Here is a 21,321-nt window from a genome sequence, read left to right on the forward strand (position 1 = left end):
ATCTGCCGTGCGTAAGATCTGAGTGATCCCTGGAATGGGATCTCCCGGTGCGGGTAGACGAAGGTCGAGAAAGAGGTCCGGAACCGACGGGACAGGTCCGGACCTCACCCTGCGGCGCCTTGGCTGGAGCACATGAACGAACAGGTCACCTCACGACCGGACAGCGCGGCGCCGGGTGCTCCGACCACGGACGTCCTGCTCACGGCCGAGGTGTTCGACGGTGAGCAGGGGTGTATCGCGCAGGCCCGCGCACTGGCCGACCGCTTCCTGAGCCGGCTCGTGGCCGAGTGGCTCGCGGTGCTGGGGGAACACACGCGCAGCGATCTGATGCTGGCGGTGAGCGAGCTCATCACCAACGCGGACCGGTACAGCCACGGCCCGTACATGCTGGAGCTGGAGGGCAACGCCCAGCGGATCAGTGTGACGGTCTACGACAGCAGCACGGCGCTCCCGGTGCTCTACTCCCCCGACCCGGCGCGGCTGGGCGGTCACGGCATGGAGATCGTGGTGGCCCTCTGCGACCGGGTGACGGCCGAGCGGGTGCCGGTCGGCAAGCGCATCCGGGCCGAGTTCGAGCTCAGCAGCTGAACGGTTCCTCGCCCGGGGCGGCCGGGGAAGGGCGTGCCACGGACCGGAGGACGACTCCGGCACGACGGACGTACTACCGGGGCAGTACGTGCGATCGCCGCCTCAAGGACGACGACGCCGGGGCTTCGACGGGACATCGTGGTGTACATGAGCTCCCTCGCGTGGTCCGTGCTGTTGTCGCTGGTCTCCGCGGTCGCCTACGCGGCCGGGGCGGTCGTCCAGGAGCGGGTGGCGGCGGCCGGCGCACCGAGCGTCCGCGCGCTGCTGCGTGACGGCGCGTGGTGGGTGGCCGTGACGCTCAACGGGGCGGGCGCGGTGCTGCATGTGGCGGCACTCGCGTACGGGCCGCTGAGCCTCGTGCAGCCGCTCGGTGCGCTGACGATCGTGTTCGCGCTGCCGATGGCGGCCCTGTTCGCCGGGCGCGGTACGGGGCGTGCCGCCTGGCGCGGTGCTCTGATGGCGACGGCCGGGCTGGCCGGGCTGCTGGCCCTCACCGGCCGTGCGGGCTCGCACTCGCTGTCCGGGCCGGACCGGTCGGCGCTGGCGGCCGGTTCGGCGGTGGCGGTGGCGGCGCTGTTCCTGCTCGCGAAGGGGTTGCGGCCGGGGGTCCCGCGCGGCGTGGTGCTGGCGGCGGGTGCCGGGGTGGCGTTCGGCATGGCCTCGGTCTTCACCAAGACCGTGGCGGTGGACTGGACGTCGGGGGCGGTGGGTTCGGGCCTGCCGACGCTCGCCGTCATCGGGGTGCTCGCCTCGGCGGGCCTGCTGCTCTCGCAGGCGGCGTACCGGGGGGCCGGGCTGACCGCGCCGCTGGCGATCGTCACGGTCGTCAATCCGGTGGTCGCCGCGGCGGTGGGCATCAGCTTCTTCGGTGAGCAGTTCCGCCACGGCACGGCCGGTGCCGTGCTGGCGCCGGTCTGCGGCGCGCTGGCCGCGACGGGGCTGGTGCTGCTGACCGCACGGCGGCCGAAGGGGCCGGAGGACGGCCGGGGCGGGGCGGGGGGCGAGGGGGCGGCCGTTCCCGGTCCCGTGGTGCCCGGTGCGCGCACGCCGCACGGCCCGGGGCTGCCGGAGCCGGTACCGCCGCTCGCCCCGGGCACGGTCCACGCGTCGGGCGGCGTCCCGGCGGCGTCCTGCCCGGCCGGAACGGCGGGGCAGGCCCTGGAGCGTACGGAAGCCGGCGTGCACCGGCCCGTCGGCCCCGGGCCGTGCGGGGTTCAGACCTTGGCGCCCCCGGCCCTCAGGTAGGCCACCGGGTCGATGTCGGATCCGTATCCGGGGCCGGTGCGGATCTCGAAGTGCAGGTGCGGGCCGGTGCTGTTGCCGGTGGACCCCGAGCGGGCGATCCGCTGTCCGCCCCCGACCTGCTGGCCCTCGCGTACGTGGAGCGAGGAGAGGTGCGCGTACTGGCTGTACCTGCCGTCGGCGTGCCGGATGACGATCTCGTATCCGTACGCGCCCGCCCAGCCCGCCGAGACGACCTTGCCGGAGGCCACGGCCTTCACCGAGGTGCCGGTGGGAACGGGGAAGTCGACACCGGTGTGGTAGCCGCTGGACCATGATCCCGCCTGGTGGTACGGGGTTCCGGTGCGGGCGGCCACGGGCGCGGTGAGCCCCGCGCTCTTCTTCTCGGCTTTGGGCTTCTCCGCCTTGGGCTTCTCGGCTTTGGGCTTCTGCGCCTCGGGTTTCGCGGCCTCGGGCTTCTCCGCCCTGGGTTTCGCGGCCTCGGCGGCCCGCGCGGGTTCCGCCGCGGCGGCCTGCCGCTCCGGTGCGGCCTTCTTCTTCGGGGCGGTCTTCGCGGGGGCGGCCTTGCCGGCGGGCTTCTCGGCGGTCTTCGCCTTCGGGGCGGCCCGGCCGCCGGCCGCACGGGCGACGTCGAGGCTGAGGCGCTGCCCCGGCATGATGAGGTCGGGGTCGGAGCCGACCACGGTGCGGTTCGCCGCGTACAGGCTCTGCCAGCCGCCCTTGACCCGTTCGTCCGCCGCTATGCCGGAGAGGGAGTCACCGGGCGACACCGTGTAGGAGTCGCGGACGCCGGGCACGGTGGTCGGCGAGGCGGCTGCCGCGGTCCGGGGCGTTTTCGGGGTGGTGGCGGGTGCCGCCGTCCTGACGGTGACCGCGCCGTCCCCGCCGCGGTGCGTCTGCGGGGCGATGCCGGGCGCGCCGCCGCCCCGGGTGAGCCCGGCCCGTTCCGAGCAGGTGGGCCAGGCGCCCGGCCCCTGCCCGTCCAGTACCTTCTCGGCGACGGCGATCTGCTGGTCCCTGGTCGCCAGGTCGGCCCGCTCGGCATAGGCCGTCCCGCCGTAGGCGTCCCAGGTCGATCGGGAGAACTGCAGGCCGCCGTAGTAACCGTTACCGGTGTTGATGTGCCAGTCGCCCGTCGACTCGCACGCGGCGACCTTCTCCCACACCTCGGTCGTGGCGGCTGTGGCCGAGGCCGCCGTGAGCAGCGGGAGCGCGATGCCCGCGCCGCCCGCCGTCACCGTTAACGAAGCACGGTTGATCCGGCTCGGCTGATATCTGCGGTGCCGTCCGTTCGCGGCCATGACTCGGCTCCCCCACTGGCAGTTTGACACGTCGCAAGCGGCCAACTTATGGGCAGGTGAAGGGTGCTGACAAGTGAGCAGTCGTCGCTCTCCGCACACGGGCCCCGGCGTACGCCCGGTGGTCCGCGCGGGCGCGGGGCGGGTGACCTGCGTGGTTCCGCCGTCCGCCCGGCAGGGACACCCTGGCCGGAAGCGCGGATGCGGGAGGACAGGGCGCCTATGCTCGCCGCATGGAGCAGAGCGAAGTCCTCAAGCGAGTGATCGGCATCCTCACGGAAGCCGGCGAGATGCAGCGCAAGGCGGAGCAGGACGACGTGGCCGGGGCCGACGCGGGCGGCAGCATCGTCACGTCGTTGCTGAACGAGACCATGCCGCACATCGCCATCTCCGCCGACGCGACCGTCGAGGAGGTGGCCCTCCTGGTGGGGCGTGAGGTGGGAGGTGCCGTGGAACAGCTGGTCGGTGCCTTCACCCTCGCCTTCATCGCCCTTTCCCAGGTGCATGATTCGGGCCAGCATGAGGTGACCTCCGCCGATGTCCTGCAGGACCTCGCGCTGCGTGCGGAGGAGCTGAGCGCGGGCGGGGACGGCGACAGCGGGCCGGAGGAATCCCTCTAGACGAGACGAGAGGGGGCGGCGGCCTGTCGTGCGGGCCGTGGGTGCCGCGCTCCGGCCGGTACGGCGTGTCCCGGGGGCCGGGCGGGGGCAGGGCGGTCAGCCGGTGAACGCCGCCCGGAGGGCCGCCGCGAACTCCGCCGGACGTTCGACGACTCCGAGGTGCCCGCCCGGGAACGGTGCCGCCTTCCGCCCGAACCGCTGCGCGAGGGCCCGTACCGGGCGGGCGGTGAGCTGTTCACCGGATTCCTCGCCCACGGCGAGCACCAGCCGGTCCGCCGCGGCCTCCAGGGCCGCCGTGTCGGGCGCATAGCCGGTGAACGGGCAGAGCATGTGCTCCAGGAAGACAGGAAGGTTGGCCCGCATCCGCCGGAGCGTCTCCGGTGTCAGCGGCGGCGGTGCGGAGGCCGCCCCGTCGTCCTGCGGCCGGCTCGCCCCCTCGCCGATTCCGGCGCTCATCACGGCCGCGGCGGCCTTTGCACCGTCCCGCCGGAACGCCGCGCGCACCTCGGCGAAGAGGGCGCGCCCCGTCTCGGGGTCGGGGAGCACCTCCACCACGGGCGGTTCGTGCGCGACGACCGTGCCGAGCCGTTCCGGGTGCCGGCTCAGCAGGTCCAGCGCCACCACGGCGCTCGCGCTGCTGCCGAAGACACAGGCCCGTTCCCCGCCGGAGCCGATGTGCTCGATGAGCCGCAGCGCGTCGTCGCTGTGGTCCGTCACCCGCTGGTCGGCGGGCGGGGCGTCGAGCCGGCTGCGGGAGTAGCACCGCGGGTCGTAGGTGATCACCGTCCAGCGGTCCGCGAGATCGGCGGCCAGGCTCTCGTACAGTCCCGCGTCGGCGCTCCCTCCCGCCATGAGCAGGAGGAGCGGGCCGCTGCCCCGCACTTCGTGGTGGAGGGTCGCCCCCGGCACCTTCAGCGAGCCGGTACGCACCGTCGTGTGCGGCCGGTCGGTCATCGTGTCCTCTCCCCCGGTCTGTTCCGACAGGGCGTCACCGTCCTTGCCGCGCCCGGCCGGTCGTGGGCGCGGGACATCCTGCACAGCGGGACCCCCGGCGGGCAAAGGGTTTTCCGGCCGGGGCGGGCGGCGGGCGGGCGGTGCTCCGGCGCCGTCAGGGGGCGAGCCAGCCGAGCGACGCGACGACGAGCGCGCTGACACCGGTGTCCAGGGTGGGCTGGAGCACCGGGGCGAAGTGCGGGCTGTGGTTGACCGGTACGTCCCGGCCGAGGGTGCCGCCGGCGGTGGCCGCCGCGTGCAGGGCGGGGTCGGTGCCGCCGATGCCCCAGTAGGTGAAGGGGGCTCCGTAGGCCCGGGGGATCTTGCTCATGTCCTCACTGGCCGTCTGCAGGTCGATGGTGTGGGCGTCGTCGCCGAAGTGGGCGGCGAACGCCTCGGCGACGCGCCGGGTGGGTGCGGCGTCGTTGACCGTGGGCGGGAAGGAGGTGATCTGCTCGAACACGGGCGGTTGCGGTGATCCGGACGCCTGGCACTCGGCGGTGACGATCCGTTCGACCGCTTCCAGCACCCGGGTCCGCGTGTCCTGGTCGTAGGTGCGGACGTTGACCTGGATGACCGCGTGGTCGGGAATGATGTTGGGGTCCGTCCCGGAGTGGATGCTGCCCACGGTGACCACGGCGGGGGTGTGCGCGGACAGTTCCCGGGAGACGATCGTCTGGAGGCGCAGGACGATCATCGCGGCCGTCACCACCGGGTCCACCGCCGCCTGCGGCATGGAGCCGTGCCCTCCCCGCCCGTGGACGGTGATGCGCAGGCTGTCCGCCGCCGACAGGAAGGAACCGGTCCGGGTGCCGACGTATCCGGCGGGGTAGGGCATGACGTGCTGGGCGAGCACCACGTCGGGGCGGGGGGCCCTCGCCGTCAGGCCGTCCGCGAGCATGGCGTCCGCGCCGTCGCCGCGTTCCTCGGAGGGCTGGAAGAGCGCCACGAAGGTGCCCCTCCAGGCGTCCTTGGCCTCGGCGAGCAGGCGTGCGCAGCCGATGAGGGCGGCGACGTGCACATCGTGTCCGCAGGCGTGCATGACGGGCTGCTCGGTGCCGTCGCTCGCGGTCGTGGTCACGGTGGAGGCGTACGGCAGGCCGGTGCGTTCGCGTACGGGCAGGGCGTCCATGTCGGCACGGACCATGACGGTGGGGCCCTCGCCGTTGGTGAGGACGCCGACGACCCCGGTGCCGCCGATGCCGTCCACGACGGTGTAGCCGAGGGCGCGCAGGGCGTCGGCGGCCTTCGCGGACGTACGGTGTTCCGCCAGGCCGAGTTCGGGGTGGCTGTGCAGGTCCTTGTAGAGGGCCTCGACATCGGGGCGGACGCGGTCCAGACCTGCCAGCACGGTGCGGACGCTGTCGGTCATGCTCACTCCCTGGGGCCGGGCCTGTGGCGGCCCCGCTTCTCGCTGTTCCGGTCCCGCGGCTCCGGGCCGGGCCGCCCGGTTCCGGCTGCCCGGGCCGAGGTTACCGGCCCGGGAGGCGCCGGATGCCTCCGGGTGCCGGGGCCGGTGCGTCCGGGGTGGGGCCTGTGTGTCCGGGGCGAGGCCTGTGCGTCCGGCGCGGGCGCACGCTTTCAGGCGGCGCGGGACGGCGAGCGCTCCGCGGCCGCACTCCGCGGCCCGGGCGGGAGCCGTCGCCCGGCGTAACCGCCGCCCCCGGGGGCCGCAGGGGCCGCCGGGGACGGCGTACGCCGCTGTCAGGCGGTGTGGAGGGTCAGTCCGTAGCGGTTGAGGATCTCGTTGACCGGCTGGTGCCAGGTCTCCCCTCCGCTGCCGCAGTTGCCCCAGCCGCCCGAGGTGACGCCCTGGGCCTGGTCGCCGCTGATGAACGAGCCGCCCGAGTCACCCGGTTCGGCGCAGACGCTGGTCTTGGTCATCTGGTGGACGGCGCCCTGGCTGTAGTTGACCGTCTCGTTCTTGGCCAGGACGTTTCCGCAGTGCCAGTGCGTGGTGGAGCCGGAGCGGCAGACCGAGGCTCCGACCGGGGCCTCGGCGGATCCCCGGACCAGCTGGTCGGAGACGGTCCCCCAGCCGAGGACGACCGGGACCGTCCACCAGCCGCTGCCCACGTTCACCCAGGCGTAGTCGTTGTCGGGGAAGGACGAGCCCTGGAAGTTGCCGATGGCGGAGCCGTCCCAGCCCCTGACGGCGTCGCCCGCCCGCCCGCAGTGCCCGGCGGTGACGAAGCCGCCGTGGACCGAGAAGCCTATGGAGCAGCGGACGTTGCCCGTGTAGTAGGGATCGCCGCCCACGGTTCCGGCGGCGAAGGTCCGCGGTGCCTCGGCGACTTCCCGCACCGTGACCGGGCCTGTCTTCCGTGCCTGGTCCACAAAGGCGCGGACATCGTTGTCAGTCCGTTCGGCCGTGACGATGGCGACCACGACGCTGTTGGTCCGGGGGTCGGCGTGCCAGCCGGCGACCCCGCTCGGGGCCGTCAGGCCGTCGATCCTGGCCTTGGCCGCGTCGAGCTGCCGGGAGGTGCGTTCGACGAGCCGGACCGCCGCGCCGGTAGCCGTCACGGCACGGGCGCTCGCGCGGTCGGTGACGGCCACGGTCAGCCTGCCCTCGGCCGCGTCGAACCAGGAGCCTCCGTACGCCGCCCCGGCGGCCTCACGTGCCGTGTCCTGCAGGACCGTCGCTTTCTTCTCCGCCTCGATACGGGCCAGTGCCTGATGTTCCGTCAGGCCGAGGTCTCTCTGCATCGCCTCGATCAGGCCGGCGGACGCGGGGGCTCCGGAGGCCGGCCGGGCGCCGGCCGTGGCGGGGTTTTCGGGCGGGGCCGCCTGGGCCGGGCCGGTGGCCGCCCAGGTGCCGAGCATGAGGAGTGCGGACAGGCCGGCCCACACCGTCGTGGATGGTCTCAAGGGGGTGCCCCTTCTGTTGTTCCAGCATCGTGGGGGTGGAACAGGAAGTGACCGAGAACGTTCTGAGAGCGCTCTCAGAACCACAGGACGGACTGTAGCCCAGGAGGAAGGTCAGGTCTATGCCAATTTCGGACCTGCAGTCCGGATCCGGACGCCGGGCGGGGCCCCGGACTCCCTTGCTCCGCCCGGCCGTTCACGGTTCCATGAGCGGCAGTCCCGCCTTCCGCCACGGGGCCCGGAAGGCGTCCCGCCTCCCCGGTACGCCTCCCCCGCCGGTGTCCCGGTTCCGTACCTCGCCGTTGCCGTCCGTGTCCCAGATCCGCACCTCGCCCTCGCCGTCCGCCCGCAGCCGCGGCCAGCCGGGGTCCCCGGTCGCGGCGAATCCCGCCCAGGCCCGCGTCATCCGCTCCGCCAGTGCGTGGTCCGCGGCCCCGGGCTCGCCCCCGATGAGGAAGTGGACGTCGGCGCGGTCCAGGGTGCCGAAGGCGAACGGTACGTCCGCGCAGTGCCAGGCCCGGACCGGCTGCCCCCGGCCGCCGCGCCGCCGCGCGAACCGCGCCAGGTGGGTGCGTCCGCCCGCGCGGGCGTGGGCGTCGGCGAGCCTGCTGCTGTACTCGGCGAAGAGCAGGTCGCCGTGGACCGCCAGATGCACCTCACCGGCGGGGGCTCCCGGCAGCAGCGCGCGGTAGTCGTCCAGCAGGGTCTTCGGCAGGCCGAAGTCGGCCGCGAACGCGTCGAGCCCGCTGTCCGTGGTGATCTCCGCACTGTCGCCCACGGCGTCCAGCAGCCAGTACTCCTCGGTGGTGTGGCAGACCAGCAGGTCCACTCCGGCGCCGGCCCCCGCCTCGTACGCCGTCAGCGGGTCGAGGGGGAGGGTGTCGCCGCCGGCCACCGGGCCGTGGACAGCCGGGTCGTAGTGGCGGGGGCCCGAACCGGGGTCGTCCCGGTAGCGTGCGGCCACGGTGTCGGACGCCGCGACGAGCACCGCGGGGGGCACCTGGAGCAGGGCCTCGTGGGTGGCGGGCGTCCCGGCCGCCGCGGCCACCTCCGCCGTGGTGGCCGCCGCGGAGCGCACCGTGGCGCAGGCGTTCACGGCGCTGTGCAGGACCGCACGGCGGAAGAGGCCGCGGGCCCGTTCCATCACCGTCAGGCACGCCACCGAGGTCGCGCCCGCGGACTGCCCGGCCACGGTGACGTCCCGGGCGGACCCCCCGAAGGCGGCGATGTTGTCCCGGACCCACGTGAGGGCCGCGATCTGGTCGAGCAGGCCACGGTTGTCCGGGCACGGTTCGCCGCCGCCGACGGGTGGCGGGACGTGCCCGAACCCCTCGAATCCCAGACGGTAGTTGAGGGTGACGACCACCAGTCCGAGGGCGGCGAGGGCGGTGCCGTCGAAGTCCGGCTGCGCCGAGGAACCGTAGGCGAAGGCACCGCCGTGGATCCAGACGAGCACCGGGAGCGTGTCGCCTTCCGTGCCCGGTGTCCAGATGTTGAGGGTGAGGACGTCCTCGTCGCCGGCGGTCCAGCCGGGCGCTCCCGGCAGCCGCGCCGACTGCGGTGCGACGGGGCCGAACCGGGTGCAGTCCCTGACGCCCGCCCAGGGGGCGGCGGGGCGTGGCGCCCGGAACCGTGCGGCGCCGAACGGCGGTGCGGCGTACGGGATTCCGCGCAGTGCGACGATCCCCGGACGGCCGGCGAGCCCGCCCCGTACCGTCCCCGACCGGGTGGTGAAGCCGTTCATCCGTGGTTCTCCGTTCCCTCGCCGCCGCCCGCCGTCCGGACGGGGTTCAGCCTGCCACCGGGGGTGAGAGCCGGGCCAGCACCTGATCCGGCGTGATTCACATGCGTGCCGCGTGAATCATCCGCGTCGAGCAGGGCCGCCGTGAAGGGGTGGCGGGGCGCGGTGAGGATCTGCTCCCTGGCCCCGCATTCGACGATCTCGCCGTCGTCCAGCACGGCGATGCGGGTGGCGGGTGCCGCGGTGTCGAGGTCGTGGGTGATCAGGACGAGGCAGAGTCCGTCCCGCCGCCGGATCAGTGCGGCCAGCAGGTCCAGGAGGGCGCGCCGGGCGACCGGGTCGAGTCCGGAGGTGATCTCGTCGCAGACCAGCACACGGGGACGGGCGAGGAGGGCGCGGGCGAGGGCGGCGCGCTGGAGTTCTCCACCGGACAGCAGGCCGGGGCGCCTGCGGACCAGTTCCCCGTCGTCCAGGCCGAGTTCGGCCAGGACCCGCCGGGCTTCGCCGGTGGCCTCGTCCCGGGTGGTGCCGTGCAGCCGGACGGCGGTGCGGGCCACCTGGTCGATCACGGGCCGGTGTTCGTCGAAGGCCGCCCGGGTGTCCTGGAAGACGTACTGTACGGCGGCGAGTTGTGCAGGTCCGCGGTCCCGGACGCCGGCGGGCAGGGGCGCACCGTCGAGCAGGATCCGTCCGCCGTGGTCGCGGTGGAGTCCGGCGAGGCAGCGTCCGAGCGTGGTCTTGCCGCTGCCCGAGCGCCCGACGACGGCGAGGCATTCACCGCGGTGCAGGGAGAGCCGGTCCACCCGTAGGACGGGTGCGCGGCCGCGGCGGGTGCGGTGCCGGGCGACGAGGTCCTCGACGCGCAGCACCTCCGTGCCCCGGGCGGCCTCGCCCGCGTAGGGCGAGGTGCGCGGGCCGGCCAGGAGTTCGCGCGTCCAGGGGTGTCCGGGGGTGTGCAGCACCTGGGCGGCGGGGCCGCTCTCGACCGTGCGGCCGCCGCGCATCACATGGATCTCGTCGGCGAGTTCGCGTACGACGTCGAGGTCGTGGCTGAGCAGGAGGACGGCGACGCCATCGGCGGCCAGGGCGGAGAACTGCCCGGCGACGCGGCGCCGGGTCAGGGCGTCCTGGCCGGTGGTGGGTTCGTCGGCGACGAGGACCCGGGCGCCGAGCAGGAGTGCCTGGGCGAGCACGATCCGCTGCTGCTGGCCGCCGGAGAGCTGGTGCGGGTAGCGGCGCAGCAGTTCCGCGCCGTCGGGGAGCTGGGCCCGGGCGAGGGCCTCGGCCACCCGGTGCCGGGCCGCGGCCCGGCGTGCGGAGCGGGGCAGGCCGCTCACCTGGCGGCGGGCCACGTCCCACAGCAGGGCGCCGGACCGGCGGGCCGGGTTGAGGGCGGTGGAGGGGTGCTGGGGGATGTAGCCGGCCCGGGTGCCGTGCAGGACCACGTCGCCGGTGACGCGGGCGTGCGCCGGGTACGTCCCGAGGAGGGCGAGGCCCGTGGTGGACTTGCCGCTGCCGGAGGCCCCGACGAGCGCGGTGACCGTACCGGCGCGGAGCCGGAGGGAGACCCGGTCGACGAGCAGCCGGCCTCCGGCCTCGACGGTCAGCCCGGTGACGGCCGCGAGGACCTCGGGGTCGTGGCTGTGCTGGTTCATTGCTGTCGGGCCTTCCGGGACGGGGCACGGCCGGGGCGGGGGGCGCGGCCGGGGCGGGGGAAGCGGGGGGCCGTGCGGGTGCCGGGGGCCCGGGGCGCCGGGGGCCGCCGTTCCAGCGTGGCGTCGGCCAGCAGGTTGCCGCCCGTGGTGAGGGCGACGACGAGCAGGGCGGGTACGACGACCGCCCAGGGCTGGACGGGGAGTCCCGGGCGGTTGCGGTCGACCATCACCGCCCAGTCGGTGGCGTCCGGGGCGACCCCGATGCCCAGGAAGGCGGCGGTGGCCACGAGGTAGAGCGCCCCGGTCAGGCGTATCCCGGCGTCCGCGGCGAGGGTGCGCAGCAGACAGCGCCCGACGTAGCCGACGGCCAGCCGCCACCAGCTCTCCCCCTGCATCCGCAGCGCTTCCACGGCCGGCCGGGAGGCGGCCTCGGCGGCGGCGGCACGGATGATCCTCGCGGTGTCGGGGACGGAGACGAGGGCGACCAGCAGGGTCAGCCCGAGGGGGCCGGGCGGGAAGGCCGCGGCGGCCAGCAGGAGCATCAGCAGGGACGGCACGGCGAGCAGGACGTCCAGCGGGCGCATCAGCGCCTCCTCCAGCCACCGCCGGTGGGTGAGGGCGCTCACCAGGGCGAGCGGCAGGGCGGCCAGGTAGGTGAGGGCGGTCGCGGCGAGCGCCACGAGGACCACCGGGCGGCCGCCGAGCAGTATCTGGTGCAGGACGTCACGGCCGACGAAGTCGGTGCCGAGCGGGCCGGCGCCGTCGAGGGTGAACGAGGCGGCGCGGGAGGGTGGTTCGCCCGCGAGGAGCGGTCCGCACACCGCGAGGCAGAGCGGCAGTCCGGCGAGGACCGCGCCGAGCGCGTACCGTCCGGGCCGTTTCACGCCGCCACCTCCGCACGGGGGGCGAACCGGTGGGTGACGAGGTCGGCGCCGAGGTTGACCAGGACGGTGGTGAGGCCGAACACCACCGCGAGCCCCTGGATCACGGGGATGTCCCGGTCGGCGACGGCGTTCATCAGGACGGTGCCGAGCCCGGGGATCACGAAGAGGGCTTCCACGACGACCACTCCGCACAGCAGCCAGTCCACGGTGCGGGCGAGCTGCTGGGCGGCGGGAGTGAGGGCGACCGGCAGTGCGTGTGCATAGCGGAGGCGGGCGCCGGAGACACCGTACCGCTGGGCCTGGGCGGTGTGGGGCGCGGCCAGGGCGTCGGTCATCCCGGCCCTGATCAGCCGGGCGAGGGAGCAGACCGGCCGGGCGAGCAGCACCAGGACGGGCAGGACGAGGGCGGCCGGGTGGGCGAGCAGGTCCGTGCCGTATCCCAGCGCGGTCGGCGGGAGCCAGCCGAGGCGCAGGGCGAAGACGGTCACCAGGAGTACACCGAGGGCGAATTCGGGGATGGCGTAGACGGCGAGGAGAACCGCGGAGACCAGCCGGTCGGCGGGCCGCCCCTCGTGCCGGGCCGCGAACACCCCGAGCCCCACCCCGGCCGGCACGAGGAGGACCACGGTGAGCCCGGTGAGCAGCAGGGTGGGGCCGAAGCCGTCGGCGAGGAAGGCGGTCACGGGGCGGCCGGAGGTGAGCGAGGTGCCGAGGTCGCCGTGGAGCAGCCCCCAGGCCCATGCGGCGAGCCTTTCGTGGGCGGGCCGGTCCAGGCCCATGGAGGCGCGGACCGCGGCGATGCTCTCCGGGTCGGGCTGGTCGCCGGCGAAGGAGACGGCGGCGTCGCCCGGGAGCGCCTCGGTGAGGACGAAGACGAGGAGGACGACGGCCACGGTCTGTGCCAGGCCGAGCAGCAGTCTGCGGGCGGCCCAGGAGCCGGATGCGTTCACGCCAGCCAGACCTTGTCGAAGCGGGCCCAGTCCAGGGTGTTGGCGGGGGCGTCGCGCTCGACGCCGTGCACGGAGCGGGCGGTGCCGATGATCCAGTCCCCGAAGCCCCAGACGAGGAAGCCGCCTTCGGCGTGCAGCCGCCGTTGCATACGGGCGTAGAGGGCGGCCCGGTCCTGCTTGTCCCGGGTGGACTGGGCCTGCTGGTACAGGGCGTCGAAGTCCTTGTCCCGCCAGTGGGTGGCGTTGGTGGTGGAGCCGGTGAGCAGTCGCTGGGAGATGTGGGTTTCGATGGGCATGGCGCCCGAGCGGTAGCAGCACAGGGTTCCGGAGTCGAGGATGTCCTTCCAGTAGGAGTCCTTGCTGCCCGGTCGGACGTGGACGGTGACCCCCGCGCGGGCGGCCTGGTCGCGGAAGATCCCGGCGGCCTCGGTGAAGCCCGCGGCGACGGCGGAGGTGTCGAGGGTGACCTCCAGGTCCTCCGCCCCGGCCTCCCTGAGGAGGCTCCGGGCCCGGCCGATGTCCTGTTCGCGCTGGGGGAGTCCGCCGGCGTAGTACTCGTATCCCTTGCCGAAGAGGTCGTTGCCGATCTCTCCGGCTCCGGACAGGGCGCCGTCCACGAGTTCCTGACGGTCCGCCAGGTGGAAGAACGCCTCACGGACGCGGGGGTCGTCGAAGGGCGGGCGGTCGGTCTTCATGGCGAAGGCCTGCATGGCGCTGTTGCGCAGCCGGATGATCTCGACGGCGCCCGATCCCTCGTGGGCCCGTCCGGTGGTGGGGCTCAGCTCGTGCGCGTACTCGATCTGGCCGCCGAGGAGGGCGTTGGTCCGGGCCGACTCGTCGTTGGCGACGACGAATTCGAGTTCGTCCAGGTGCGGTGCGCCGTCCCAGTAGGCGTCGTTGCGGCGCAGGAGGGTGGTCCGGCCGGGGGTGAAGGAGACGAAGGCGAAGGGCCCCGACCCGACCGGACGGCGGTCGAACTCCTCCGCTCCCTCGGGGACGATGTACGTGCCGAACGCGGCCATGACGTTGGGGAATTCGGCGGTAGGCCGTTTGAGTACGAAGCGGACGGTGCGGGCCCCGACGGCGCGGCTGGCGTCGAGGTCCACGGGTTCCAGGGAGGCGCGGGCGCGGTAGGCCTTGCGCGGGTCGGCCATGCGCCGGTAGCTGTACAGGACGTCGGCGGCGGTGACCGGGCGGCCGTCGTGGAACTCTGCCTTCCGCAGGGTGACGGTCCAGCGGTCGAGGCCCGCGTCCGGTTCCCAGCGCTCGGCGAGCCGGGGTACGGCGGCGAGGTCGGGGCCGTAGTCGGCCAGTTTGTCGAAGAGCGCCTTGCCGCGGGCGGCGTCGGCGAAGAGGTTGCCGAGGTGCGGGTCGAGGGTCTCGCTCGCGCCGCCGCCGGCGAAGGCGGCGCGCAGCCGGCCGCCGCTCCGCGGGGCCCTGGCGCCGCCCCCGGTGGAGCCGTCGTCCGGGCCGCTCGTCCCCGAGCATCCGGTCAGGGCGAGCGCGCCGATCCCGGCCGCGCCCCCGGCGGCGAGGAAGCCGCGCCTGCGCAGACCGGGGAAGGGGTTCGGCTGGGGGAGGTCCGGGTCGGTCATGGGGTTCTCCTGTAAGGGATCGCGGGGTTCTCCCGCAGGGGGACACGGGTTTTCCCGCGAGGGGTCACGGGGTGGTCCGGAGCCGGGCCACGAGGTGGAGCCGGTCGCCGTCGGCGGTGGTCCCGGGTGCGGCACCGGGCCGCCAGGGCGGTTCGGTGCGCGGGCCGGGCCCGTCGTGCAGGGCGAGTACGGCGAAGCCGTGGGCGGTGAGGAAGTGGCGCAGCTCCTGCGGGAAAAGCAGCCGCCAGGCGGTGCGTTCCTCGACGGGTTCGCCTCCGTCGTCGGCGGCCCAGTGGCGGGTGCGCCGCAGGAGCTGGGCAGTGCGGTCGAGGCGGAGCGCGGTGGTGGAGCGGTAGGTGGTGCCGTGCCAGGTGAAGCGGGAGACGGCCGGTGCGGCGGGCGGTTCCTCCCGGCCGAGGAAGTAGGCACCGTTGCGCATCTCGGCGACCAGCAGCCCGCCGGGCACCAGGGCGTCGCGGCAGGAGGCGAGGAAGCCGTCGAGCTGCTCGTTGGTGTGGCAGTACAGCAGGGAGCTGTCCAGGCACACCACGGCGTCGAAGGCGCGCCGGCCGAGGTCGAACCCGGTGAGGTCGGCCCGGACGTAGGCGGGCCCGGGGTGGTGGAGGCGGGCGTGGGCGAGCATGCTGCCGGAGAGGTCCGCGGCCGTCACCCGCCGTCCCGCGCCGTGCAGGTGGGCCGCGTCCCTGCCCGTTCCGCAGCCGAGGTCCAGGACGGCGGGCCCGGCCGCGTACCGGCGCAGGCAGTCCTCCGCCCACCGTCCGGCGAGCCGGCCGGGGTCGGGGAACCGGGCTTCGTAGAGTTCGGGCCGGTCGGTGAGGAGGTTCCCCGTCCGCCTGTTCATGCCGTCACCGGTTCCGTGGGGGCCTGCCGGGTGTCCGGCAGGGCGCCTGTGCGGTGCAGTCTGGCCACCCCGTACGCGGAGGCGAGTCCGAGGAGGAGGCAGCAGAGCCATGGCAGGAGGGCGGCGGCGCTGCCCGCTCCCGCGCGTCCGGCCAGGTCCATGGCCCAGCCGATGCCCGTGTTGCCGAGCGCCGCGGCGATCCCCGACGCGGCGTAGAAGATCCCGAAGTAGGTGCCGGTCAGCCCTGGCCGGCCGAAGGACGGGACCATCTCCATGACGAACGGCTGCGCGATCATGATCCCGAGGTGCAGCAGGAGTGCTCCGGCGAGGACGGGCAGGGCCCGCAGGGCCGCCTGGACCGGTCCGTCCGGGGGCGGTCCGGCCCCCGCCACCACGGCCGGCGGCACGAACGCCAGGGCCATCAGGGCGAGTCCGGCCGCCATCCAGCGGGCGCGGCTGCCCCGGGCCTTGAGGGCACGGGTGAGGGGCAGTTGCACCGTGAGGCCGGCGAGCGTGCCGACGAGGAAGACGAGTCCGGCCGCGCCGTCCCAGCCGGTGGCCTGCCTCGCTCCGTGGGGCAGCAGCAGGTACAGCTGGTTCTCCAGGGTGAACATGCCGGTCATGACCAGGGCGAAGGTGAGGAAGGGCCGGTTGCCGGCGGCCTCGCGCCAGTCCGTGAGAACTCTGGTCCGGGCCGGTGCGGTCTTCCGTGTGGGCAGTACCAGGGCCTGGGCGACGGTGAGGAGGGCGAAGATGCCGGCGGCGGTGAGCGCGGACGCCCGGAAGTCGACGAGCAGCAGGAGGCTGCCGAGGAGCGGGCCGAGGAGCGCGCCGGTGGTCGCGAAGAGGTTGAAGAGGGCGAACGCCTCCGCCCTGCGCTCCCCCGCCTCCTGGGAGAGGTAGGTACGGACGGCGGGGTTGAACAGCGCCCCGGCCACTCCGCTGAGCACGGAGGCGGCGAGCAGGACGGGCAGCCGGTCGCCCAGGGCGAAGAGGGCGAAGCCGGCGGTGCGTATCGCGCAGCCGGTGATGATGACACCGCGCGCGCCGAGGCGGTCGGCGGCCGATCCCCCGAGGAGGAACAGGCCCTGCTGGCTGAGGTTGCGCACTCCGAGCACGACGCCGACGACGGCGGCGGACATGCCCAGGTGGTCGCCGAGGTGGGTGGCGAGGTAGGGGATGAGGAGGTAGAAGCCGGTGTTGACGCCGAGCTGGTTGACCAGCAGCAGGCGTACGGCGAGCGGGAAGGCGCGGATCTCGTGCCAGGTCTTCATCGGGCCGCGCACCGGGGCTCGGCGGTCCGGGGCCGCCGGTCACCGGCCGTCCGGCCGGTGGCCTCCGCACGGCCGGTGGTGTCCGTCCCGCCGGTGGCGTCCGCCTCGCCGGTGGTCTCCGCGCGGGGCCGTACGCCGAGGCCGGGCAGGCCGGGTGCGGTGACGAAACCGTCGGTGCCGCCGATCCCGGTCCAGGGGTCGTGGGCGAGCAGCAGGTGCCCGTCGAGGTCGGCCCAGCGGGCGCGGTCCGCGATGTGTACGGCGGGTGCGATACCGAGGGTGCTGGCGGTCAGACAGCCGAGCATCAGGTCCGTGCCGCTGCCTTCCAGGAGGGCGGCGATCCTCAGGGCGGCGTGCACTCCCCCGCACTTGGCGAGTTTGACGTTGATGCCGTGGACGCGTCCGGCGAGCCGGCGGGCGTCCTGGTGGCCGACCGCGTCCTCGTCCGCGATGACCGGCAGGGGCGAGCGGGCGGCGAGCCGGGCGAGCGTCTCCGGTTCGCCGGGGGCGATGGGCTGTTCCACGGCTTCCACCCCCAGCTCGGCGAAGCGGGGCAGGAGGGCGCGGGCCCGGTCCGGTGTCCACGCGCCGTTGGGGTCCAGGAGGAGCCGGGTGCCGGGGGCCGCCGCGCGGACGGCGCGGACGCGGTCGAGGTCGGCCGTCTCGTCCGGGTCGCCCGCCTTGATCTTGATGAGGGTGAATCCGGCCCCGGCGAGCCGGCGGGCGTGCTCCGCCGCCCGCCCGGGGGTGGTGAGGGAGATGGTGCGCGCGGTGGCGGTCCTGGGCGCGCGGGCCGAGCCGAGGAACCGGTGGACGGCGGTACCGGTGCGCTTTCCGACCAGGTCGAGGAGGGCCGCCTCGACGGCGGCGGTCACCGCGGGCGGGGTGCCGTCCTCGGTGAGTTCACCGGCGCGCAGGGCGTGCAGGGCGGTCTCCGGGCCGGCGAACCGGGTGAGGCGCTCGGCCGCGTCGGCCGTGTGCCGTCGCAGGGCGGGGAGAGCGAGGCCGTAGTAGGCGCTGGTCACGGCCTCGCCGTGGCCCCGGACCCCGTCGTGTTCCACGGTCAGGACGACGGCGTCGCGAGCGGCCATGGTGGAGCGCGAGATGCGCAGCGGTTCGGTGAGTACGAGCCGCACGGTGTGCTGGGTGGTCTTCACAGTTGCCTCTTCCGGAGCTGGGACGGGGCCGGTACGGCCGGGGGGCAGGGCGCGTACGGCCGGGGGCAAGGCGTGCACGGCCGGGGACGGAGCCGGTACGGCCGGGGGCAGGGCATGCGTACGGCCGGGGCAGGCGTGTACGGCGGATCAGTGCCGGGCGGGCCCCAGCGGGTCGGTGACGGTGGTGCACCTGGCCCACCCGCCGGTCTGCGCGGCGCGCGGGTGGGGGACGTCGACGGGCCGGTCCGCGGCCGTTTCGGGGTCCAGCCGGTGGGTGGTGGTGAAGTCGTCGTCGTAGACGGTGCCGAGGTAGCGGTGCGGTCCGTCGGGGAAGACGGTGGCGACGGTCGCCCCGGGGTGGGCGCGTGCGGCCCAGGCGGCGACGCGTGCGACGGCGCCGGTGCTCCAGCCGCCGCTGACGAAGTTGCCCCGGGCGAGTCTGCGGCAGGCGTCGGCGGCTTCGGCGGGGCCGATCCAGTGCACCTCGTCGAAGGCCCCGTAGGCGACGTTGCGCGGGTGGATGCTGCTGCCGAGTCCGCGCATCAGGCGGGGTGCGGCGGGCTGTCCGAAGATGGTGGATCCGGTGGAGTCGACCGCGATCAGGCGCAGGGACGGCCAGTGTCTGCGCAACGGTCCGGCGATCCCGGCGCTGTGCCCGCCGGTGCCGACACTGCACACGAGGATGTCCAGCCGGTCGAGCTGGGTGGCGAGTTCGGCGGCGAGGGAGGCGTAGCCGGCGGTGTTGTCCGGGTTGTTGTACTGGTCGGGCCAGTACGCCCCGGGGAGTCGGCCGAGCAGGTCGTGCAGCCGTTCCAGCCGGGCTCCCTGCCAGCCGCCGTGGGCGGCGGGCCGGTCGACGATCTCGAGCCGCGCGCCGTGGGCACGCAGCAACTGGCGCATGGACGGTTCGAGTTCGCTGTCGCCGACCAGGATGACGGGATGGCCGAGCGCCTGTCCGGCGAAGGCGAGTCCGATGCCGAGGGTGCCGGAGGTGGACTCCACCACGGGGGCGCCGGGCAGCAGTTCACCGCGTTCCTCGGCGCCCAGGAGCATCGACACGGCGGCGCGGGCCTTCATCCCGCCGACGCCGTACTCTTCGAGTTTCGCCCAGAATCCCGGGTGGTCCCCGGGCAGCCGGGTGGTGATCCGGGCCAGGGGGGTGCGGCCGAGCAGGGCGAGCAGCTCGCGGTTGGGGGCGAGGGCTGCGGGCCAGGCGGTGGTCATGGGGTGCCTCCGTGGGCCGCGCGGTAGTGGTGGACGGTGCCGGGCCCGCCGTCGAGCCAGAAGAAGGGGTACGGTTCCGCGCACACGGCGCTCACTCCGGCGCCGAGGAACCGGGGCAGCACGGCGCTGCCCGTCTGGGCGAACATGACCAGTTCCCGGCCGTGCTCCCGGGCGTGCCGGAGCAGCGGGTCGAACGTGCCGTTGCCGAGCGTCATCCCGGAGGCGAGTACCGCGTCGCAGCGGTCGAGGTGGGCCGCCGCGTCCGTGACGACGGGTTCGCCCCACTCGGTGGTGCCGCCCTTCAGGTCGCACGGCACGCCCGTCAGTCCGCGTGCGCGCAGTTCGGCCAGCAGCGAGTTGACGACGCCGACGACCAGGACGGTGCTGCCGGGCGGCTGGTCCAGCAGGTCCACGACGGCCCTGGCCCGTGCCCGGGAGCGTTCCAGCGAGGTTCCGCCGGGCAGGGCCACCGGCCGTGCGCCGTGGGCCGGGGTGTGCGGGGCCGTGTCCATGAGGTAGGCGTCCAGGGCGGCGACCCGTACCGGCAGCAGGGGGTGGCCGAGGAGGTCCGCGAGGGCCGCCCCGGCGCAGTCGGTGACCGTCGCGGCGGGCAGCGCGCCGGGTTCGACGGCGCAGGAGCCGGTCGCCCGGCCGAGCCGGAGGCTGAGGACCTCGTTGCGGTATCCGCCGCGCCGCCCGTCGTGCCGGACGGCCTGGGAGGTGGTGAAGGCGACGGTGGTCCGTTGCCGGCGGGGGTCCGGGCCGAGCTCCCCGGCCAGGGCACGGGCCACGAGTCCGTCGAAGGCGGGTGCCGCGGTGGGCGGCGCCGCCGTCATGCGCGCACCAGCCGGGGGCGTACGCCGGCGAGCAGCGCGGTGACACGGTCGCGTGCGCCGAGGCCGTCGGTGTCGCCGGCCATGACGTGGCCCAGGTATCCGTTGTTGCTGTCGGCCGCCCGGACCTCGGTGCCGGGCTCCGCGAGCTGGACCTCCAGGACGCCGTCGGCGTCCCGGAGCCCGGCGGCTCCGTCGACTCCGGCGAGGACGCCCGCGGTGTCGGGGACGAGGAAGGCGACGGCGGCGCTGCGCAGTCCCGTCTCGCGGGGGCGCAGGTCGGGTTCACGGCCGAGCGCCACATCGACGCAGGCGGCCGCGAGGTCGATGCCGGTGACGTGGCGGACCAGTTCGGTGATGCGGTTGCCGGCCGGGCGCGGGTTGACCTCCACGACGCGGGGCCCGTCGGCGGTCAGTTTGATCTCGGTGTGGGCCACCACGTCGTCGAGCCCGAGCGCCTCCCCGGCGCGTACGGCGGTCCGGGTGGCCGCGGCGGTCTGCTCGGGGGTGAGGCCGGCGGGGAACATGTGACCGGTCTCGATGAAGGCGCGGTCCCCTCCGACGCTCTTGTCGGTCACACCGACGACCCGGACGCGTCCGGCGTACGTCACGGTCTCGACGCTGACCTCGGGCCCGGTCAGGTACTCCTCCAGCAGGATGTGCGGATCGCGCCGCTGGCCGCGGGCGTTGAGCGGGAACGCCGCCAGCGCCCGGCACGCCTCGGCGAGTTGCGCCTCGTCGTCCACACGCCGTACGAACATGCCCGCGCAGAGGTCCACGGGCTTGGCCACGAGCGGATAGCCGATGTCCCGGGCGGCACGGAGCGCGCCGGCCTCGTCCGTACAGACCGCGAAGCGGGGTCCGGGCACGCCGGCGGCGGCCAGGACGCGGCGGGTGGCGTCCTTCCGGCAGGCGTTCTCCACCGCTTCGGCCGAGGGGCCGGGCAGCCCGAGCCGGGCGGCGATCCGGGCGGCGGCCGGCAGGTAGTAGTCGCAGGAGGTGAGCACCCCGTCGAAACGCAGCGCCGTGTGCAGGCGCTCCGCCAGCGGCAGCAGTGCGTCGATGTCGTTGGTCGGCGCGGTCACCAGGGCGCGGGCGTCGAGCAGCGGGTGGCCGGCGCCCTCGGGCGCGGAACGCAGGTAGTGCCTCAGGTCGCGGGTGAGGAAGGTGAAGTCGTGCCCGTCCTCCGCCAGCGCCCGTGGCAGCAGCCTGCTCATCGATCCGACCCAGCTCTCGACCACCAACAGGTGAGCCATGAACTCCCCCTTCTCACAGTGACGTTGGAAAACATGCCGCCGAAGGCGCACCGCCGACGTGCCCCCTGGGCACACCGCGGGACGCGCCGTGGAGGCGTGCCGCCGGGAACCCGCCCCGGGCGTGCCGGCGGGCGTGCGGACAGAGTCCACCCCCGCTCAGGACGACCGGGGCGCCCGACCGGTGACACGTTATCGATAATCGTTTTCATTGTCATCTGAGTCTTCGTCATTCCTGGTCCGGACCCGGCCCCGGGCCGTGCGCGTACCGGTTCCGGGGGCGG

At 74.6% G+C, this 21,321-nt stretch carries 18 protein-coding genes; 3 read left to right on the forward strand and 15 right to left on the reverse strand.

Features of this window, described 5'->3' with window-relative positions; all coding sequences use genetic code 11:
* Positions 1-132: 132 nt before the first annotated feature.
* Complete coding sequence (locus CP967_RS00825; protein ID WP_150486057.1) at positions 133-588, forward strand: ATP-binding protein; 456 nt, start codon at positions 133-135, stop codon at positions 586-588.
* 147 nt (positions 589-735) lie between these two features.
* The gene (locus CP967_RS00830; protein ID WP_190175125.1) at positions 736-1,833 is read left to right on the forward strand and encodes a DMT family transporter; all 1,098 of its coding nucleotides are present in this window, start codon (positions 736-738) and stop codon (positions 1,831-1,833) included.
* On the opposite strand, the gene CP967_RS00835 is transcribed toward CP967_RS00830, so the two are convergent.
* Positions 1,803-3,131, reverse strand: coding sequence for a transglycosylase family protein (locus tag CP967_RS00835; protein ID WP_150486058.1), 1,329 nt, complete (start codon positions 3,129-3,131; stop codon positions 1,803-1,805). The two genes, CP967_RS00830 and CP967_RS00835, sit on opposite strands and share 31 nt — an antisense overlap.
* Before the next feature lie 230 nt (positions 3,132-3,361).
* Between CP967_RS00835 and CP967_RS00840 the strand changes: the two genes are divergently transcribed.
* The gene (locus CP967_RS00840; protein WP_150486059.1) at positions 3,362-3,748 is read left to right on the forward strand and encodes a hypothetical protein; all 387 of its coding nucleotides are present in this window, start codon (positions 3,362-3,364) and stop codon (positions 3,746-3,748) included.
* 96 nt (positions 3,749-3,844) lie between these two features.
* Here CP967_RS00840 and CP967_RS00845 read toward each other — a convergent pair whose 3' ends face one another.
* The 14 genes from CP967_RS00845 to CP967_RS00910 form a co-directional block, all read right to left on the reverse strand.
* Positions 3,845-4,702 carry an alpha/beta fold hydrolase gene (locus CP967_RS00845; protein WP_150486060.1) on the reverse strand — a complete coding sequence of 286 codons (858 nt, stop codon included), beginning with the start codon at positions 4,700-4,702 and terminating at the stop codon, positions 3,845-3,847.
* 154 nt (positions 4,703-4,856) lie between these two features.
* Positions 4,857-6,113 (reverse strand): amidohydrolase, encoded by a 1,257-nt coding sequence (locus CP967_RS00850; RefSeq protein WP_150486061.1) that lies wholly within the window; start codon positions 6,111-6,113, stop codon positions 4,857-4,859.
* 332 nt (positions 6,114-6,445) lie between these two features.
* Positions 6,446-7,567: a S1 family peptidase gene (locus CP967_RS00855; RefSeq protein ID WP_150491623.1), complete on the reverse strand. Its 1,122-nt coding sequence runs from the start codon at positions 7,565-7,567 to the stop codon at positions 6,446-6,448.
* A 238-nt stretch (positions 7,568-7,805) separates the two neighbouring features.
* Positions 7,806-9,353, reverse strand: a complete 1,548-nt coding sequence (locus CP967_RS00860; RefSeq protein ID WP_150486062.1) for a carboxylesterase/lipase family protein — start codon at positions 9,351-9,353, stop codon at positions 7,806-7,808.
* Positions 9,350-11,005, reverse strand: coding sequence for an ABC transporter ATP-binding protein (locus CP967_RS00865; protein ID WP_150486063.1), 1,656 nt, complete (start codon positions 11,003-11,005; stop codon positions 9,350-9,352). The genes CP967_RS00860 and CP967_RS00865 overlap by 4 nt, the downstream gene beginning before the upstream one ends.
* Positions 11,002-11,889 (reverse strand): ABC transporter permease subunit, encoded by an 888-nt coding sequence (locus CP967_RS00870; RefSeq protein ID WP_150486064.1) that lies wholly within the window; start codon positions 11,887-11,889, stop codon positions 11,002-11,004. The genes CP967_RS00865 and CP967_RS00870 overlap by 4 nt, the downstream gene beginning before the upstream one ends.
* Complete coding sequence (locus CP967_RS00875) at positions 11,886-12,839, reverse strand: ABC transporter permease (RefSeq protein ID WP_150486065.1); 954 nt, start codon at positions 12,837-12,839, stop codon at positions 11,886-11,888. Before CP967_RS00875 ends, CP967_RS00870 begins: the two co-directional genes overlap by 4 nt.
* Complete coding sequence (locus CP967_RS00880; RefSeq protein ID WP_150486066.1) at positions 12,836-14,434, reverse strand: ABC transporter substrate-binding protein; 1,599 nt, start codon at positions 14,432-14,434, stop codon at positions 12,836-12,838. Before CP967_RS00880 ends, CP967_RS00875 begins: the two co-directional genes overlap by 4 nt.
* A 64-nt stretch (positions 14,435-14,498) precedes the next feature.
* A complete protein-coding gene (locus CP967_RS00885) occupies positions 14,499-15,296 on the reverse strand; it encodes a class I SAM-dependent DNA methyltransferase (RefSeq protein ID WP_150486067.1) in 798 nt (265 codons plus the stop codon).
* A complete protein-coding gene (locus tag CP967_RS00890; RefSeq protein ID WP_150486068.1) occupies positions 15,293-16,570 on the reverse strand; it encodes an MFS transporter in 1,278 nt (425 codons plus the stop codon). The genes CP967_RS00885 and CP967_RS00890 overlap by 4 nt, the downstream gene beginning before the upstream one ends.
* Entirely contained in the window at positions 16,567-17,727 is a 1,161-nt protein-coding gene (locus tag CP967_RS00895) for a dipeptide epimerase (RefSeq protein WP_150486069.1), read from the reverse strand. The genes CP967_RS00890 and CP967_RS00895 overlap by 4 nt, the downstream gene beginning before the upstream one ends.
* Before the next feature lie 147 nt (positions 17,728-17,874).
* Positions 17,875-18,951, reverse strand: coding sequence for a PLP-dependent cysteine synthase family protein (locus tag CP967_RS00900; protein ID WP_150486070.1), 1,077 nt, complete (start codon positions 18,949-18,951; stop codon positions 17,875-17,877).
* Entirely contained in the window at positions 18,948-19,787 is an 840-nt protein-coding gene (locus CP967_RS00905) for a Rossmann-like domain-containing protein (RefSeq protein WP_150486071.1), read from the reverse strand. Before CP967_RS00905 ends, CP967_RS00900 begins: the two co-directional genes overlap by 4 nt.
* Entirely contained in the window at positions 19,784-21,040 is a 1,257-nt protein-coding gene (locus tag CP967_RS00910; RefSeq protein WP_150486072.1) for an ATP-grasp domain-containing protein, read from the reverse strand. Before CP967_RS00910 ends, CP967_RS00905 begins: the two co-directional genes overlap by 4 nt.
* Positions 21,041-21,321 lie beyond the last annotated feature (281 nt).

Origin of the sequence: Streptomyces nitrosporeus (assembly GCF_008704555.1) — a bacterium.
Classification (GTDB): Bacteria; Actinomycetota; Actinomycetes; order Streptomycetales; family Streptomycetaceae; genus Streptomyces; species Streptomyces nitrosporeus.